General features: G+C 71.7%; 12 protein-coding genes and 1 pseudogene. 8 read left to right on the forward strand and 5 right to left on the reverse strand.

Features of this window, described 5'->3' with window-relative positions; genetic code table 11:
• Position 1: 1 nt before the first annotated feature.
• From DK427_RS07625 to DK427_RS07640, 4 genes are all read right to left on the reverse strand, one after another.
• On the reverse strand, positions 2-712 hold the full coding sequence (locus DK427_RS07625) for a phosphatidylserine decarboxylase (RefSeq protein ID WP_109950742.1): 711 nt from the start codon (positions 710-712) through the stop codon (positions 2-4).
• 130 nt (positions 713-842) lie between these two features.
• Positions 843-1,685 carry a transglutaminase-like domain-containing protein gene (locus DK427_RS07630; protein WP_109950743.1) on the reverse strand — a complete coding sequence of 281 codons (843 nt, stop codon included), beginning with the start codon at positions 1,683-1,685 and terminating at the stop codon, positions 843-845.
• 145 nt (positions 1,686-1,830) lie between these two features.
• Entirely contained in the window at positions 1,831-3,738 is a 1,908-nt protein-coding gene (locus tag DK427_RS07635) for an ABCB family ABC transporter ATP-binding protein/permease (RefSeq protein WP_109950744.1), read from the reverse strand.
• A 150-nt stretch (positions 3,739-3,888) separates the two neighbouring features.
• The gene (locus tag DK427_RS07640) at positions 3,889-5,208 is read right to left on the reverse strand and encodes a LysM peptidoglycan-binding domain-containing protein (protein ID WP_109950745.1); all 1,320 of its coding nucleotides are present in this window, start codon (positions 5,206-5,208) and stop codon (positions 3,889-3,891) included.
• Between the two features lie 207 nt (positions 5,209-5,415).
• Between DK427_RS07640 and DK427_RS07645 the strand changes: the two genes are divergently transcribed.
• The 7 genes from DK427_RS07645 (at position 5,416) to DK427_RS07675 (ending at position 14,634) form a co-directional block, all read left to right on the forward strand.
• A complete protein-coding gene (locus DK427_RS07645) occupies positions 5,416-6,012 on the forward strand; it encodes an LOG family protein (RefSeq protein ID WP_109950746.1) in 597 nt (198 codons plus the stop codon).
• 216 nt (positions 6,013-6,228) lie between these two features.
• Positions 6,229-8,496, forward strand: coding sequence for a glycogen debranching protein GlgX (glgX, locus tag DK427_RS07650; protein ID WP_109950747.1), 2,268 nt, complete (start codon positions 6,229-6,231; stop codon positions 8,494-8,496).
• Between the two features lie 125 nt (positions 8,497-8,621).
• Complete coding sequence (locus DK427_RS07655; protein WP_109950748.1) at positions 8,622-9,002, forward strand: response regulator; 381 nt, start codon at positions 8,622-8,624, stop codon at positions 9,000-9,002.
• Positions 9,003-9,082: 80 nt separating this feature from the next.
• Positions 9,083-11,077, forward strand: a complete 1,995-nt coding sequence (locus tag DK427_RS07660) for an AI-2E family transporter (RefSeq protein ID WP_109950749.1) — start codon at positions 9,083-9,085, stop codon at positions 11,075-11,077.
• 252 nt (positions 11,078-11,329) lie between these two features.
• Positions 11,330-12,952, forward strand: a complete 1,623-nt coding sequence (locus DK427_RS07665) for a hybrid sensor histidine kinase/response regulator (RefSeq protein ID WP_109950750.1) — start codon at positions 11,330-11,332, stop codon at positions 12,950-12,952.
• Positions 12,953-12,981: 29 nt separating this feature from the next.
• Complete coding sequence (locus tag DK427_RS07670) at positions 12,982-13,287, forward strand: plasmid stabilization protein (RefSeq protein WP_109950751.1); 306 nt, start codon at positions 12,982-12,984, stop codon at positions 13,285-13,287.
• Positions 13,288-13,443: 156 nt separating this feature from the next.
• Positions 13,444-14,634 carry a complex I NDUFA9 subunit family protein gene (locus DK427_RS07675; RefSeq protein WP_109950752.1) on the forward strand — a complete coding sequence of 397 codons (1,191 nt, stop codon included), beginning with the start codon at positions 13,444-13,446 and terminating at the stop codon, positions 14,632-14,634.
• Here the strand turns inward: DK427_RS07675 and DK427_RS07680 are convergent.
• On the reverse strand, positions 14,631-15,356 hold the full coding sequence (locus DK427_RS07680; protein WP_109950753.1) for a sulfate transporter family protein: 726 nt from the start codon (positions 15,354-15,356) through the stop codon (positions 14,631-14,633). The genes DK427_RS07675 and DK427_RS07680 overlap by 4 nt on opposite strands.
• A 137-nt stretch (positions 15,357-15,493) precedes the next feature.
• Between DK427_RS07680 and DK427_RS07685 the strand changes: the two are divergent.
• A pseudogene (locus DK427_RS07685) lies at positions 15,494-16,818 on the forward strand (flavin monoamine oxidase family protein).
• Position 16,819 lies beyond the last annotated feature (1 nt).

The following is a 16,819-nucleotide window of genomic DNA, read 5'->3' on the forward strand; positions in this document are numbered from 1 at the left end:
CTCAGATGCGCCGGAACTGCCGCTCGGGCCCGCCGGCGAGGTCGGCGAGCACGGTCTCGCCGGCCACCGCCTTCTGGCCGAGCCCGACCAGCACCCGCGTGCCCTCCGGCAGGTAGACGTCGACGCGCGAGCCGAAGCGGATCAGGCCGAAGCGCTCGCCGACTTGGAGCCGGTCGCCCGCGCCCACGAAGCCGACGATGCGGCGCGCCACGAGGCCGGCGATCTGCACCACGCCGACGCGTACCGGCATCTCGCGGAACGTCGTCTCGATCACGAGGCCGTTGCGCTCATTGTCCTCGCTCGCCTTGTCGAGCTCGGCGTTGAGGAACAGGCCCGGGGTGTAGTGGATCTGCCCGATCGTGCCCGTCACCGGCGTGCGGTTCACGTGGCAATCGAACACGTTCATGAAGACCGAGATCCGGGTCATCGGGACCTGGGGCAGGTCGAGTTCCGGCGGCGGCAGGGCCTTGGCGATGAGGTTGACCCGTCCGTCCGCGGGCGAGACCACGAGGCCGTCGCCGACCGGGGTGACGCGCTCGGGATCGCGGAAGAAGTAGCAGACCCACAGCGTCAGGATCAGGAAGATCCAGCCGAAGAACTGCGAGAAGTAGCCGGCCAGCACCGTCAGCACGATGCCGATCAGGATAAAGGGGTAGCCCTCCTTGTGGATGGGCACCAGCACCCGGCGGATCGTCTCAAGGAGATCGGTCATGGGCTTGGCGGTCGTCCTTCCTGCGGCGGCCGACCCGCTCTGGGGTCAGGCCGCCGCGGATGGCAGCCGGCGGCGCGTCCGTCAACCGTGCGCCGGGTCGCGGAGCGACAGGCGGGCCCGCTCGCCCGGCTCAGGCAGCCTGCGCGAGCGCCGGCGCGGGCACCTCGTCGGTGTGCACCTCGAAGCGGGCGAGCAGCGCCGTGCCGAAGCTCGTCGTCAGGGCGCAGTCGGTGGCGTCGCACCCGCGCGCCATGACGATGCGGCCGATGCGGGGCGTGTTGTGGCGCGCGTCGAACGTGTACCAGCGCGGGCCCTCGGGCCCCTCCAGGAACACCTCGAACCAAGCGGAGAAGTCCATCGGCGCCGGATCCTTCGGCACGCCGATATCGCCGAGATACCCGGTGGCGTAGCGGGCCGGGATGTTCATGCAGCGGCAGAGTGTGATCGCCAGATGCGCGAAGTCCCGGCACACGCCGACCTGCTGACTGTTCCCGTCATGGGCCGAGCGCGTCGCGTCGGCCATCTGGTAGTCGAAGCGCAGACGGTTGTGGGCGTAGTCCACGATGGCCTGGACGCGGGCCCAGCCCTCGGGCGTCGAGCCGAACAGGTTCCAGGCGGTCTGCGACAGCTTGTCGGTGTCGCAGTAGCGCGAGCCGAGGAGGAAGACCATCACCTCGTCCGGCAGGTCCTGGACCGGGATCTGCCGGGCGCCGGGCGCCTGATCGTCCGGCTCACCCGAGTCGGCCACCACGAAGTCGGCGCTCATGGTGATGCGGCCGCCCGGCGCGACGATGCGCGTGCAGACGTTGCCGAAGGCGTCGATGTGCTGGCGCGCGGGCACCGGTGGATCGAAGCGCACCACCTCCGGGGTGACGAGATCGGGCTGCCGCTCGGGCCGGATGTTGAGCAGCAGGTTCATCGGCGTCGGGCCGAACGTGTCGAGGGCGATGGTGAAGCCGGTGCGGATGTGCATGGGAGAGATCTGATCTTGCGCGGGGCGGAGCATCGCCAGGCGTGACTGGAAGCCTAAAACCTTGTCCGGTCGCCCTGGTTCCGCAGATCTCGTCCGCCTCACGTTCAGGATGTGCTCAAATATTCGTCCCTGCCGGCACGGCCCCCTATTCCGCCGCCGCCGGCTCCCGTACCGCCGCGCCCGGGCCGACCGCGTCCTCACGGTCCTCCGCCCGCTTCAGGGCCTCGCGGGCGGCGTCGGCCTCGCGCTGGCGGTTCCACAGGGCGGCGTAGGTGCCGCCGCGTGCCAGCAGCGCCCCGTGGGTGCCCCGTTCCACGATCGTGCCGCGGTCGAGCACCAGGATCTCGTCCGCGTTGACCACCGTCGAGAGCCGGTGGGCGATGACGAGCGTGGTGCGGCCTCGGCTGACCCGGTCCAGCGCGTGCTGGATCTCGCGCTCGGTGAAGGAATCGAGCGCCGAGGTCGCCTCGTCGAGGACGAGGATCGGCGGTCCCTTCAGGATGGTGCGGGCGATGGCGACCCGCTGCTTCTCGCCGCCCGACAGCTTCAGGCCGCGCTCGCCCACCGGCGTGTCGTAGCCCTCCGGCAGGGCCTCGATGAAGCGGTCGATCTGGGCGAGGCGCGCGGCCTCGCGCACCTCCGCGTCGGAGGCCTCCCAGCGGCCGTAGCGGATGTTGTAGCCGATCGTGTCGTTGAACAGCACCGTGTCCTGCGGGACCATGCCGATGGCGGCGCGGAGCGAGTCCTGCCGGACAGCGGCGATGTCCTGCCCGTCGATCGTGATGCGCCCGTCCTGCGGCTCGTAGAAGCGGAAGAGCAGGCGCGAGAGCGTCGACTTGCCGGCCCCCGAGGGCCCGACGATCGCCACCGTCTGGCCCGAGGGCACCGTGAAGGAGACGCCGCGCAGGATCGGCCGGTCCGGATGATAAGCGAAGTGCAGGTCCTCGAAGCGCACCTCGGCCGCGCTCACCGCGAGCGGTGCCGCGCCCTCGCGGTCCGCGATCTCCGGGTTGCGGTGGAGGATGCGGAACATGTCGTCGATGTCGATGAGCGCCTGTTTGATCTCGCGGTAGATCATGCCCATGAAGTTGAGCGGCATCGAGAGCTGGACCAGCATGGTGTTGGCCAGCACGAAGCCGCCGATCGTGGTGCGCCCGGCCAGGATGTCGCGCGCGGCAAGCCACATCACCGCGGTCATGCCGAGTGTGAAGATCACCGCCTGCCCGGCGTTGAGCACGGCGAGCGAGACGTAGGTCTGCGTCGAGGCCTTCTCGTACTGCGCCATCGAGGCGTCGTAGCGCGCGGTCTCGCGGGTCTCCGCGCCGAAGTACTTCACCGTCTCGAAGTTCAGGAGCGAGTCGACCGCCTTTGTGTTGGCGTCGGTGTCGGAGGCGTTCATGCGGCGCCGGATGCCGATGCGCCACTCGGTGGCCTTGTAGGTGAAGCCGAGATACGCGACCACCATCACCAGCACCACGGCCGAGTAGAGCCAGTCGAACTCGTAGGCGAGCACGCCCAGCACCAGCACGAACTCGACGATGGTCGGCACCAGCGTCAGCACCATCAGGCGCGACAATTCCTCGATGCCGCCCCGCCCGCGCTCCAGCACGCGGGTGAGGCCGCCGGTCTTGCGCTCCAGGTGGAAGCGCAGGGAGAGCCGGTGCATGTGCTCGAAGGTCTGGAGCGCGAGGCGGCGCACCGCGTGCATCGCCACCTTGGCGAAGAGCCCGTCGCGCACCTGCGTCAGGCCCACCATAAGGATCCGGGCGAGGCCGTAGGCGCCGATCAAGAGCATCGGCGCCGCGATCAGTCCGGCCGGCACGCCGTCCGCGTGGCCGCCGACCGCCGCGACGAGCGCGTCCGTCGCCCATTTGAAGGTGAAGGGCATCACCATCGTGGTGAGCTTGGCCACCAGCAGCAGCCCGAAGGCCAGGAAGACGCGCCGCTGCAGATCGACCCGGCCATGCGGCCAGAGATAGGGCCAGAGCCGGCGATAGGTGGCGACGAGGCCGGGGCGCTCCGGGGCCGCCGGGCTCGCGGGTTCGGTGGTCATGCGGTGCGGTTCTGCCGGGATGGGTTTTCTGCGCGTGGGAGCCCCGCCCAGGCTTCGGCCCGCACGGGTCTCGGCCCGCGGGGGGCAGGGCGCATATAGGCCGATCGGGCCGGTTCCGCACCCGCGGGCGGCGGGGGGCGGCCCCGCGCCTCAGCCCCGCCCGCGCTTGGCCGCCCCGCCCTTGTCCTCGGGCAGCACGAAGATCTGGCCGGGATAGATCCGGTTGGGGTCGCGGATCTGCTCCTGGTTGGCGTCGTAGATCACCGTGTAGCGGTTGCCCTGGCCGTAGACCCGCCGGCTGATCTGCCAGAGGCTGTTGCCGCGGGTGATCTTCGCGGTGTTGATCTCGGGCACGAACACGCCGGGCGCGGCCGTCTTGGTCTCCTCCGCCGGTGCGGGAAGCGCGGACAGGGCCGGCGGCGGGGCCGCGACCGCGGCCTCGGGTGTGCCGGCGGCGACGCGCGTACCGGGACGAGCCGCCTCCGCGGGAGCCGGCCGGCTTGCCGCGCGCGCGGTCGCCTCCGGCACGCCGAAGGACGCCTCGGCGCGCTGCTGCACGGCGCCGGTCTTCGGATCGACCGCGTCGAGACGCAGGCGGTAGGCGCCCGGCCGTACGCCGCGGCCGATGGTGAGGACGACCCGCCCGTCCGGCCCGGCCTGGGCCGGCGCCACCAGGGTGTCGTTGAGGTAGAGCCGCACCGCCGTGCCCGGCGGCGCCTCACCCGTCACGTCGAGGCGCCCGCCCGCCTGCGCGTCCACGCTGACGATGCGGAGGCTGCGGGCCGGTGCCGCGGTCGCGGCGGCTGACGTGGTGTCGGGCTTGGCCCCAGCCTGCGCCTCGGGCCGCGACAGCACCACGGTCGGCGCGTCAGGCGCCGTGAGGGCGACGAGGGGCTTGGCGGTCCCGCTCACCGCTACCGCCACGCTCTGCCCCGAGACCACCGCGCGCCCGTCCGGTCCGGTGGCGCGCAGCGAGACCTCGCTGCTGCCCTGCGGCAGGGCCGGCGGTACCAGGGCGAACTGTCCCTCCGCGTCGGCGCTGGTGCGGGCGACGGGCTTGCCGTCGACCAGGAGCTCGACCGTGGCGTTCGGTGCCGCGCGCCCCGCCACGACGGATTCGCCGTTGGGCTCGACGCGCACCACGTCGAAGCGCGGGGCGGGGGCGGTGCGATCCGCAGGCGCGCCGGCCTGTCCGGCGGGCGCCTGCCCGCCGCTCTCCGAGCCGGCACCGTTCGGCCCGGCCGCAGGGGATTGGCGCGGCGCTTGGCCTTGAGTTTGGGCCGGGGCTTGGCCTGGATCCCTGGCTGACTGGGATAGGCCCTCCGGTTCCGTCAGCGGCAGGGCCGCCTGCGGCGAGCCGCCGGCCCAGTGCTGGCGCAGGTCGGAGCCGAACAGGGCCAGCACCAGCCCGAGGCCGGTGACGAGCCCGCCCGCGGCGAGCGCGAGGCTGCGTGCGACCGTGCTGGACATCTCGGCCTCGGACCTCCCGGGGACAGCCACGCCGCACGTGCGAAAACCGTCGACTGCCCCGCCCATAATACTCTACACGGTCCGGACACCAAGCCGCCCCGCCGCATCCGCGGAGGATTCCCGCGCGCCATCAGCACTTTGGCCCGTTCTTCGGAACGATTGGCGCCGATCTTGCGGCTTACGCGGACGAGTGACGGAGGAGGCCGGATGGCTCCGGTGAAGACGGTCTGTGTCTATTGCGGCTCCGGCTTCGGCGGGAACCCGGCTTTTCGCGATGCGGCCGAACAGCTCGGAACCGCCCTGGCGCGGGCCGGCATCGGGCTCGTCTACGGCGGCGGCGATGTCGGGCTGATGGGCACGGTCGCCCGCGCGGTGATGCAGGGAGGCGGCCACGTCACCGGCATCATCCCGGACTTCCTGCAGGCGCGCGAGCACATGCTGGAGGACATCCAGGAGACGATCGTGGTGGGCGACATGCACACCCGCAAGCGCCTGATGTTCGAGCGCTCCGACGCCTTCGTGGCGCTGCCCGGCGGCATCGGCACCCTGGAGGAACTGGTCGAGCAGCTGACCTGGGCTCAGCTCGGGCGGCACCGCAAGCCGATCGTGCTGGTCTCGGTCGACGATTTCTGGAGCCCGCTCCTGACGCTGTTCGCGCACATGCGCCAGCAGGGCTTCATCCGCGAGGGCCTCGATCTCAGCTACCTCGTCGCCCAGGACGCGGACGCGGTCGTGCCGATGCTGCAGCGCACCGGCCGCGGCGAGGATCCGGAGGCCGAGCGCTTCGTCGAGGAGCGCCTCTGACGGATCGACGCTCAGCCGCAGAGAGGGGGAAGGACCGGTTTCGCGGGGCTCAGGGCGCGGTCCATGCCCGTTCTTCACACCCCGCGCCGAACCGTCACGATTTTTCCGCGGCGCACGGGAGCTTCGCCGACACCAGTACGTTCAGACTGGGATCGCGCCCCGCGGCGGCCACCGGCCGCCGCGCGCCGAGGGACGGCCGCGGTTCCCGGAGTGAGCATGCCTGACAATTCCCGATCCGCGCCTCAGTCCCGCGCGGCGCGCGCCCGCATCCAGGAAGGGCTGCCCTATCCGCTGGGCGCCACCTGGGACGGTCTGGGCGTCAACTTCGCGATCTTCTCGGCCTACGCCACCAAGGTCGAGCTCTGCCTGTTCGACGATGCGGGCGAGAACGAGATCGAGCGCATCGAGCTGCCCGAGTACACCGACGAGATCTGGCACGGCTACCTGCCGGACGCGCGCCCCGGCACGATCTACGGCTACCGCGTCCACGGCCCCTACGAGCCGGAGAACGGCCACCGCTTCAACCCGAACAAGCTGCTCATCGACCCCTACGCCAAGGCGCTGGTCGGCTCGATCACCTGGAACCCGGCCCTCTTCGGCTACCAGATGGAGACGGGCGACGACACCACCTTCGACGAGCGCGACAGCGCGCCCTACACCCGCCGCTCGCGCGTGATCGACCCGGCCTTCACCTGGGGGCGGCACCGGAAGCCGCACGTGCCGTGGGAGAAGACGATCGTGTACGAGGCCCACGTCAAGGGCCTGACCAAGCTGCACCCGCGGGTTCCGGAGAAGCTGCGCGGCACCTATGCGGGCCTCGGCACGCCGGACGTGCTCGACTACATCAAGAGCCTCGGCGTGACCTCGGTCGAGCTGCTGCCGGTCCACGCCTTCGTGCAGGACGACTACCTGCAGGAGAAGGGGCTGACGAACTACTGGGGCTATAACACCATCTCGTTCTTCACTCCCGCCCGGCGCTACGCCGCGGTGCCGGACTTCGCCTTCTCGGAGTTCAAGGAGATGGTCTCGCGCCTGCACGGCGCCGGCCTCGAGGTGATCCTCGACGTGGTCTACAACCACACCGCCGAGGGCAACGAGAAGGGCCCGACCCTCTCGTTCAAGGGTGTCGACAACGCCTCGTACTACCGCCTGCTGCCGGACCAGAAGCGCTACTACATCAACGACACCGGCACGGGGAACACCTTCAACCTCTCGCACCCGCGCGTGCTCCAGCTCGTCACCGACAGCTTGCGCTACTGGGCGCAGGAGATGCAGGTCGACGGCTTCCGCTTCGACCTCGCCACGATCCTCGGCCGCGAGCCCTACGGCTTCGACGAGGGCGGCGGCTTCCTCGACACCTGCCGGCAGGACCCGGTGCTCAACTCCGTCAAGCTCATTGCCGAGCCCTGGGATTGCGGTCCGGGCGGCTACCAGGTCGGCGGCTTCCCGCCGGGCTGGGCCGAGTGGAACGACCGGTTCCGCGACGACGTCCGCGCCTACTGGAAGGGCGATGCCGGCCTGCTGCCGGATCTGGCCTCGCGCATCACCGGCTCGGCCGACAAGTTCAACAAGCGCGGGCGCAAGCCCTGGGCCTCGGTGAACTTCCTCACCGCCCATGACGGCTTCACCCTGCACGACACGGTGGCCTACAACGACAAGCACAACGAGGCGAACGGCGAGAACAACCGCGACGGCCACTCGCACAATCTGTCGTACAATTACGGCGTCGAGGGCCCGACCGAGGATCCGGAGATCCGGGCGGTGCGCTTGCGCCAGATGCGCAACATGCTGGCGACGCTCTTCCTCTCCCGCGGCACGCCGATGCTGCTCGCGGGCGACGAGTTCGCCCGCAGCCAGCAGGGCAACAACAACGCCTACTGCCAGGACAACGAGATCTCCTGGCTCGACTGGAACGCCATCGGGGCGGAGGAGCGCGACCTCGCCGAGTTCACCCAGCGCCTGATCATCCTGCGCAACGCCCTGCCGATCCTCAATCGCGGGCGCTTCCTCTCAGGCCGGTTCGACGAAGACCTCGGCGTCAAGGACGTCGCCTGGCTGCGGCCCGACGGCGCCGAGATGGAGGGTGACAACTGGGGCGACGGCGGCGCCCGGGCACTCGCCGTGCTGCTCGACGGGCGAGCGCAGGCCACCGGCGTCCACCGCCGCGGCGGCGATGCCACGCTCCTGATCCTCTACAACGCCTACCACGATCTCGTGACCTTCACCCTGCCGGACACGGTGGGCGGTGTGGAATGGACACGGCTCCTCGACACGAACCTGCCCGACAGCCAGGCAGTCGAGCACTTCCGGGCGGGCGACAGCTACGACGTCACGGGGCGCTCGATGCTGATGTTCGTGCTGAAGCCCGAGGACACGCCCGGCGACGCCCCGACCGAGATGGAGCGCTCCTACCAGCACGTGATGCAGGCTTTCGAGCGGGCCAACATCGAGAGCGTGCACTTCCACCTCGAGGACGAGGCCTGAGGACGAGCCCCGCCGGGCCGGAGAAATCCGGCTCGGTACCGGTCCGATGTCGAGCGTCACGCGTTGTCATGGGCGCATGAGCACTGCGGCGCGCGGCGGGCGCGCCCGAAGGATATTGTTCGTCGATGCCGAAGATATTGCTGGTCGAGGACCACGAGGAGATCTGGGACTTTCTCTCCCGCCGGCTCAAGCGCCGCGGCTACGAGGTGATCCTGGCCCATGACGGGGAAGCGGGCGTGCAACAGGCGCGCGCCGGCCGTCCCGACGTGATCCTGCTCGACATGAACCTGCCGGTCCTCGACGGCTGGTCGGCCGCGCGCGCCCTCAAGGCGGGCGGCGACACGCGGGCGATCCCGATCATCGCGCTCACCGCTCACGCCATGTCGGGCGACCGCGACAAGGCGATCCAGGCGGGCTGCGACGACTACCACCCGAAGCCGATCGATTTCTCGAAGCTGCTGAGCCAGATCAGCGCCGCGCTCGGCGAGACCGCGGCCGCGGGTTGAGGTCCGGCGTCTCCCTCCTTGAGGAGGGTAAGGCAGAGCGACGTGATGCGTGAACCGGGCCGGGAGGCCCCGAGAGACCGATGAGCGACGATCCCGTCATCGCGCGGCAGATCCGGCAGGGCATGCCGGTCTTCGTCGCCCTCGCCTCGGTGCTGCTCGTGCTCGCCGTCATGGCCGCGCTCTATCTCGGGCGCGAGATCCTCATGCCGGTCACGCTGGCGATCCTCCTGAGCTTCGTCCTCGTGCCGGCGGTGCGGGCTCTGCGCCGGCTTCTCGTGCCGCGGGCGCTGGCGGTTCTGCTCGTCGTCGCCGTCACCTTCGGGGTGCTGTTCGGGGTCGGCAGCCTCATCGCCAGCGAGGGCGCCCAGCTCGCCGCGGATCTGCCGCGCTACTCTCTGACCATGCGCGACAAGATCGCGGCTCTGCGCGGCGCGACGGCCGATGCCGGCACGCTCTCGCGCATCGTCGACATGGTCCAGGACCTCGGCAACGCCCTCCAGCCCCCGGCCCAGGCCGAGCTGAAGGGCGAGCCGGGCTCTGCCACGCACCCGCTCACCGTCGAGATCAAGGCGGCGAAGGCCGGCGTGCTGGAGACCTTCCAGACCTTCGCCGGCCCGATCCTGCACCCGCTGGCCACCACCGGGCTGATCCTGCTCTTCACGATCTTCATCCTGCTCCAGCGCGAGGACCTGCGGAACCGGGCGATCCGCATCGCCGGGGCCAGGGACCTGCGCCGCACCACGGCGGCGATCGACGACGCCGCGAGCCGGCTCTCCCGATTTTTCCTGGCGCAGCTCGCGCTCAATATCAGCTTCGGCGTGGTGATCGGCCTCGGCCTCTGGATCATCGGCGTGCCGAGCCCGACGCTGTTCGGCGTGCTCGCCGCCATCCTGCGCTTCGTGCCCTATATCGGCGCCGTCGTCTCGGCGGTGCTGCCGCTGATCCTCGCCGCGGCCGTCGATCCCGGCTGGAGCATGGTGATCGCCACCGCGATCCTGTTCGTGGTGGTCGAGCCGATCGCCGGGCACGTGGTCGAGCCGCTGCTCTACGGCCACTCGACCGGGCTCTCGCCGATCGCCGTGATCCTGGCGGCGACGATCTGGACCTTCCTGTGGGGGCCCGTAGGGCTCATCCTGGCGACGCCGCTCACCGTCTGCCTCGTCGTGCTCGGCCGCCACGTCCAGCGGCTCTGGTATCTCGACGTGCTGCTCGGCGATCAGCCGGCGCTGGCGCCCCCCGAGATCTTCTATCAGCGCATGCTCGCCAACGATCCCGCTGAGGCGATCGACCAGGGCCGGCAGTTCCTGAAGGAGCGCGCGCTCGTCACCTACTACGACGAGGTGGTCCTGGCGGGCCTCCTGCTCGCCCAGGAGGACCGCTCGCGCGGGACCCTCGACCGCGAGCGGCAGGCCGAGGTCGGCGCCGCGATCCTGGCAGTGATCGACCGGCTCGGCCGCGCCCGCGTGCGCCGCGGCGCCTCGGCCCGGAGCGCGAGCCGCGAGACCGCCGCAGCGGTCGCCGCCGCCGGGCCCGACCGGCAGGTGGCGGGCGTCGTCCTGGCGCCCGAGGATCTCGCCCCGAACTGGCGCGGGCGCACGCCCGTGCTCTGCGTGTCGAGTCGCGGGCCCTTCGACGAGGCGGCCACCCGGATGCTGAGCCAGACGCTCGACCGCCATGGCCTGAACACGCAGGTCATGCCCCTGAGCGCGCTGCGCGAGGGCGAGCGACCGAAGCGGGTCGAGGAGATCGCCATGATCTGCTTCTCCTACCTCGAACCGGTCAGCCTTTCGCAGATCCGCTTCACCGTCCGGCAGGCGCGGGCGGCGTTGCCGGGGGTGCGCGTCCTCGTCGGCTTCTGGCGTGAGCGCGACCCGGCGAGCCTGGAGCGCCTGCGCCGCGCCACCTCGGCCGACTACCTCGTGACCTCGCTGAACGAGGCGCTCGCGGCCGTGATGTCCGCCTCCCGCGCTCCCGACGCCGTTCTCGTCCGAAACGCGCGAGGGTCCGGCAGCCTCGGCGAGCCGGACGCCCGCGCGGACGAGCGCCGCGATCTCGGCCCGGTCGTCTCTGCCTAGATCCGTGTCCGATCCGTCGCGATGGGGCACGGATGCAAGCTCGTGCTTTGCCGCGCTCACTTGCGCCGTACCGGCCTCCACATCGGCGGCGAGCGCCCCGGCCGGTCCTCCGCCCTGCCGCTCCCGATTGCCGTGGCGGCCGGGCTAACCCAGATTGTATGCAGGTCGGGTCGACAGAACGATCGGATCCATACGAAGATTGTCTCGAGCGGGGCGGACGTGCGGCCTTGTCTCCCAGAGAGCACCCCCAGGATGTCCGAGACACCGGAGACGCCACCGGCCGGTCCGGGAGCCCGCGTCGGCGAAGGCCGCCCGGGCGACGTGCAGGATCCCCACGGCGACATCTTCTTCGCGGCGGTCGAGACCACGCGGATGCCGATGATCGTCAGCGATCCGCGGCAGCCCGACAACCCGATCATCTTCGCCAACCGCGCCTTCCTGGCGATGACGGGCTACACGCCCGAGGAGCTGATCGGCCGGAACTGCCGCTTCCTCCAGGGCCCCGAGACCGACCGCGAGACGGTCGCCGAGGTGCGCCAGGCCATCGCCGAGCGGCGCGAGTTCGCCACCGAGATCCTGAACTACCGCAAGAACGGCTCGACCTTCTGGAACGCGCTGTTCGTCAGCCCGGTCTACAACGCCGCCGGCGAGCTGGTGTACTATTTCGGCTCGCAGCTCGACGTCTCGCGCCGCCGCGACGCCGAGGACGCGCTGGGGCAGGCCCAGAAGATGGAGGCGCTCGGCCAGCTCACCGGCGGCATCGCGCACGACTTCAACAATCTGCTGCAGGTCATCGTCGGCTACGTCGACATCCTGGCTTCCGGGCTGGGCAGGCCCGACGCCGATCCGGGCCGCCTGACGCGCGCGACCGAGAACATCCGGACGGCGGCCGAGCGGGCCACCACGCTGACCCAGCAGCTCCTGGCATTCGCCCGGAAGCAGCGGCTGGAGGGACGCGCGGTCAACCTGAACACCCTGATCGAGGGCATGGACGAGATGGTCGCCCGCTCGCTCGGCGAGGCGGTGCGGATCGAGCTGGCGCTGGCTCCCGATCTCTGGAACTGCCGGGTCGATCCGACCCAGGCGGAGGTGGCCCTCCTGAACATCCTGATCAACGCCCGCGACGCGATGCCGGCGGGCGGCACGGTGCGCGTCGCCACCGAGAACCGGGCGATCGAGCCGGGCGACGAGGCCGAGTTCGGGGGCCTGAGGCCGGGGCGCTACGTCGGCGTGGCGATCACCGACACGGGCTCCGGCATCGCCCCGAACGTGCTCGCGCGGGTGATGGACCCGTTCTTCACCACGAAGGAGGAGGGCAAGGGCACGGGGCTCGGCCTCTCGATGGTCTACGGCTTCGCCAAGCAGTCGGGCGGGGCGGCGCAGATCGAGTCGGCGCTCGGGCGCGGCACTACCGTGCGGCTGTACTTCCCCGCCACCGACGGCGAGGCGCGCGAGGCGCAACGGGCCGCCCCCCGGGCGGTCGACCGCCAGGGCACGGAGACCATCCTGATCGTGGACGACCGCGAGGACGTGGCGGAGCTGGCCCGCACCATCCTGCGCGATTTCGGCTACACCACCCTGATGGCGGCCAACGGCCGTGAGGCGCTGGAGATCCTGGAGGGCGGCGAGCGCATCGACCTCCTGTTCTCGGACCTGATCATGCCGGGGGGCATGAACGGCGTGGTGCTGGCCCGCGAGGCGCGCCGCCGCCAGCCGCGGTTGAAGGTCCTGCTCACCACGGGCTACGCGGAGGCGAGCCTGGAGCGAACCGATATCGGCGGCTCGGAGTTCGATCTCCTGAACAAGCCCTATCGGCGCACCGACCTGATCCGGCGGGTGCGCGCGATCCTCGATGGTCCGACCGGCGTCGGCTGAGGGGCGGGGCGGTGAGCGGGAGTCCGAGCATGCCCCAGGGCGACAAGTCGAAATACACCGACAAGCAGATCCGCAAGGCGGAGCACATCGCCGAATCCTACGAGGGGCGCGGCGTGCCGGAGAAGCAGGCCGAGGCCCGCGCCTGGGCGACCGTCAACAAGGACGACGGGGGCGGCAAGAAGCCCGGCGGATCCGGGCGCGGCCGCAACACCGGCCACCCGGCAGCCCACAAGGGCGGGCAGGCGGGCGGCGAAGCCTCGGCGCAGCGCAGTGCGGCCGAGCGCTCGGCCTCGGCGAAGAAGGCGGCCGAGACCCGCAAGGCGCGGGGCCATTAGGAGATCTGCCCGCGGCGGTGCCCCGTCGTCGGTGATTTCCTGTCACGATTGCGCGTCGGACCCGGCTCCCCTCTGCCGAGAATTGAGATAAGTAGCGGCTCCGACGGGCCTGCGCCGCGCGCGGGCCCAGCGACGTGAATGCGAGATCGCCCGGCGATGACAGGCCCAACCAACCCGCCCAGCAGCCCCACGGATCATCGAGGCCTGGTCCGGCCGGCCTCCCAGCTGGTGACGATCTTCGGCGGCTCGGGCTTCGTCGGGCGGCACGTGGTGCGGGCGCTGGCCAAGCGCGGCTACCGCATCCGGGTGGCGGTTCGCCGGCCCGACCTCGCCCTGTTCCTGCAGCCGCTCGGCAAGGTCGGCCAGATCGTCGCCGTGCAGGCGAATTTGCGCTACCCGGACTCGGTCGCCCGCGCGGTGGCGGGCTCGGACGTGGTGATCAACCTCGTCGGCATCCTGCAGGAGAGCGGCAACCAGAGCTTCCGCCGGCTCCAGGCGGAGGGGCCGGGCCTGATCGCCCGGGCCGCCGCCGCCCAGGGCGCCGCGATGATCCACGTCTCGGCGATCGGCGCCGACCCGAACGGGGATTCGGCCTATGCCCGCACCAAGGCTGAAGGGGAGGCTGCCGTCTTCCGGGCGGTGCCCGACGCGGTGGTGTTCCGCCCCTCGCTGATCTTCGGCCCCGGCGACAGCTTCTTCAACCGCTTCGCCAGCCTCGCCCGGGCCCTGCCGGTCCTGCCGCTCGCGGGCGCCGGGAGCCGCTTCCAGCCCGTCTTCGTGGGCGACGTCGCCGAGGCGATCGCCCGGGCGGTGGACGGCGGCGTGCCGGGCGGCAAGGTGTACGAGCTCGGCGGGCCCGAGGTCGCGACGCTGGAGCACCTCGTGCGCTACATGCTGGAGGTCACGCAGCGCAAGCGCTTGGTCGTGGACCTGCCGCTGCCGCTCGCCCGGCTCCAGGCGAGCGCGCTCGAGATCGCCGACACCCTGACCCTCGGCCTCCTGCCCGCCGACCTGAAGCTCACCCGCGATCAGGTGGCCCAGCTCCAGCACGACAACGTGGTCTCGGAGGCGGCGAAGGCGGAGGGGCGCACCATCGAGGCGCTGGGCATCCAGCCGACCGCGGCCGAGGCTGTGGTGCCGGGCTATCTCTGGACCTTCCGCAAGGCCGGTCAGTTCGCGACCGGCCGCGGCTCGGAGGCGCTCGCCGAGGTCCCCGACCTGCTCACCGCCGAGCCGCTCGACCCCGGCTCGCAGCACCGCCCGCAGCGCGCCTCCGGTCCGGCACTCGCCGCCGATCCCGGCGGCCCGCCCGGCCGCATGGGCACCCGCTGGGGCTCGCGCCGCTAGGGCAGCGGACCCTGACGCAGCCGCCCCGGCTCCGCCGGGGCGGGCAGGCGCCGGGCGAGGCGCTTGTGCACGTGCACCATCAGGGCGATGCCGAAGAGCGGCGTCACGAGGTTGAGGACGGGCACCACCATCATCCCCGCGAGCAGGCAGCCGGCCGCCAGCGTGGTGGCGGCGTGGTCGCGCCGCATCGCGGCGGCCTCCGGCAGGGGCCGGAAGCGCGCTGCCGCCATCTCGAAATACTCCCGCGAGAGCAGGTAGGCGTTGGCCGCGAAGAAGGCCGCGATGCCGACCACAGGCACGAAGAAGATGATCAGCGCGCCGATGTTGACGAGGAGCGTCAGCCCCGCGAAGCGCGCCGCGTAAAGCATCGCGGTGCCGAAGGGGAGGGCGCGGCCCGGCGAATCCCCGGGGAAGTCGGTGCGCTCCACGATCTCGGCCGCGTCGTCGAGGAAGAAGCCCGCCACCAGGATCGAGACCGCGGGCATCACGTAGGCCAGCGCCACGAACAGGCCGAACCCGGCCAGGAAATAGGCCAGCGTGTCGAGGAGCGGGTACTGCTCGGAGATGTGGTGGCTCGCCTGGAACCACTGGATCAGCCGCGTCAGCCCGAACCAGACCAGCACGAGGAGGCCGAGCGTGAGCCCGAGCGACTTCCACAGGATCGCCCGCAGGGGCGGCGAGAGGGTCTGGCGGAACGCCGCGAAGGCGGACTGGATCAGCATGCCGGTTTCGAATCGTCCGCGCCGCATCCTCGGCGCCCGGCAGGTGTGGGGCGCGTGATCGCGCGCCGCAAGGCTTCACCCGCGGGGCGTCGGCCCCAGATCAGCCCTCGACCCCGAGCCGACAGGCAGTCCCGCCCATGAGTCCCACCGGTCCCGCCGGCACGCCGGCCCACGCCCATCACCGCCCGAGCCTCGTCCCCCACCTCGCGCCGCTGCCCGACAACCCGGCGGTGATCGTGATCGGCGCGGGCGCGGCCGGCATCGCGGCGGCCCGCACCCTGATCGAGCGCGGCATCCGCGTCGCGGTGCTGGAGGCGCGCGACCGGGTCGGCGGGCGCACCTTCACCACGACCTTACGTGGCCACGCCGTCGATCTCGGCGCGCACTGGCTCCATGCCGGCCCGATCAACCCGCTGGTGCGGCTCGGCCACGCCCGGGGCGAGCCGCTCCGCCGGGCCCCGCAGGACGGCCACGCCTGGGTCTCCGGCCGGCCCGGCCGCCCGGCCGAGCGGCAGGCTTCCGCCCGCGCCTTCGACCGGGCCGACCGGGCCATGACGCGGGGGGCCGCCGGGCCGGGGCCCGACCGCCCGGCCGCGAGCGCCCTGCCGCCCGCGCTCGGCCCCTGGGGGCGCGCGTCGCGCAGGTGCACGGGCTGGTCTCCGGGAGGCCGCTCACGGAGGTCTCGCTGCACGACTTCCCGAGCATGGAGTACGGCGACAACTTCTTCCTCGCCGGCGGCTACGGCGCCTATCTGGCCCGGCTGGCGCAGGGGCTGCCGATCGCCCTCGGGCGGCCGGTCACCGCCATCGACTGGTCGGGTGCGGGCGTCGCGGTCGAGACGCCGCAGGGGCCGTTGCGGGCCCGCGCCGTCGTGGTGACGGTGCCCATGATGGTGCTGTGGGAATCCCTCGCCTTCACCCCGACCCTGCCGGTGCCGGTGCGCGCCGCGATCGACGGGTTCAGCCGAGGCCTCTACGAGCATGCGGTGCTGCACTGGCCGTCGAGCCCCTTCCGGGGCGCCGACCGGCTCGTGGCCATGGCGGGCGGGCGCCGCGTCCCCTCGGGCCTTCTCGCCCGGATCGACGGCACGCCGTTTCACTTCTACGAACTCGACATCCACGAGGCGGCGGCGATCGACGCGGCCGGCGGCGATGCCGACCGGGCGCGCCGCCATGTCCGCGCGGTGATGGCCGAGCATTTCGGGATCGCCGCCATCCGTGACCTCTCGATCCCGGCAATCAGCGCGTGGCGGCACGATCCCTGGTCGCGCGGGTCCTGGGCGGTGGTGCCGCCGGGCCATGCGGGGGCACGCCAGGCCCTGCACGCGCCGGTCGGCGACCGGATCTGGTTCGCGGGCGAGGCGCTCTCGCGCCTGCAATGGGGCACCGCGGGCGGCGCCTACGAGGAGGGCACCCGCGCCGCCGAGGCAGTGGCGGCGCGGGTGAGCAACGGGGCGACGTGAG

This window comes from Methylobacterium radiodurans (assembly GCF_003173735.1).
Classification (GTDB): domain Bacteria; phylum Pseudomonadota; class Alphaproteobacteria; order Rhizobiales; family Beijerinckiaceae; genus Methylobacterium; species Methylobacterium radiodurans.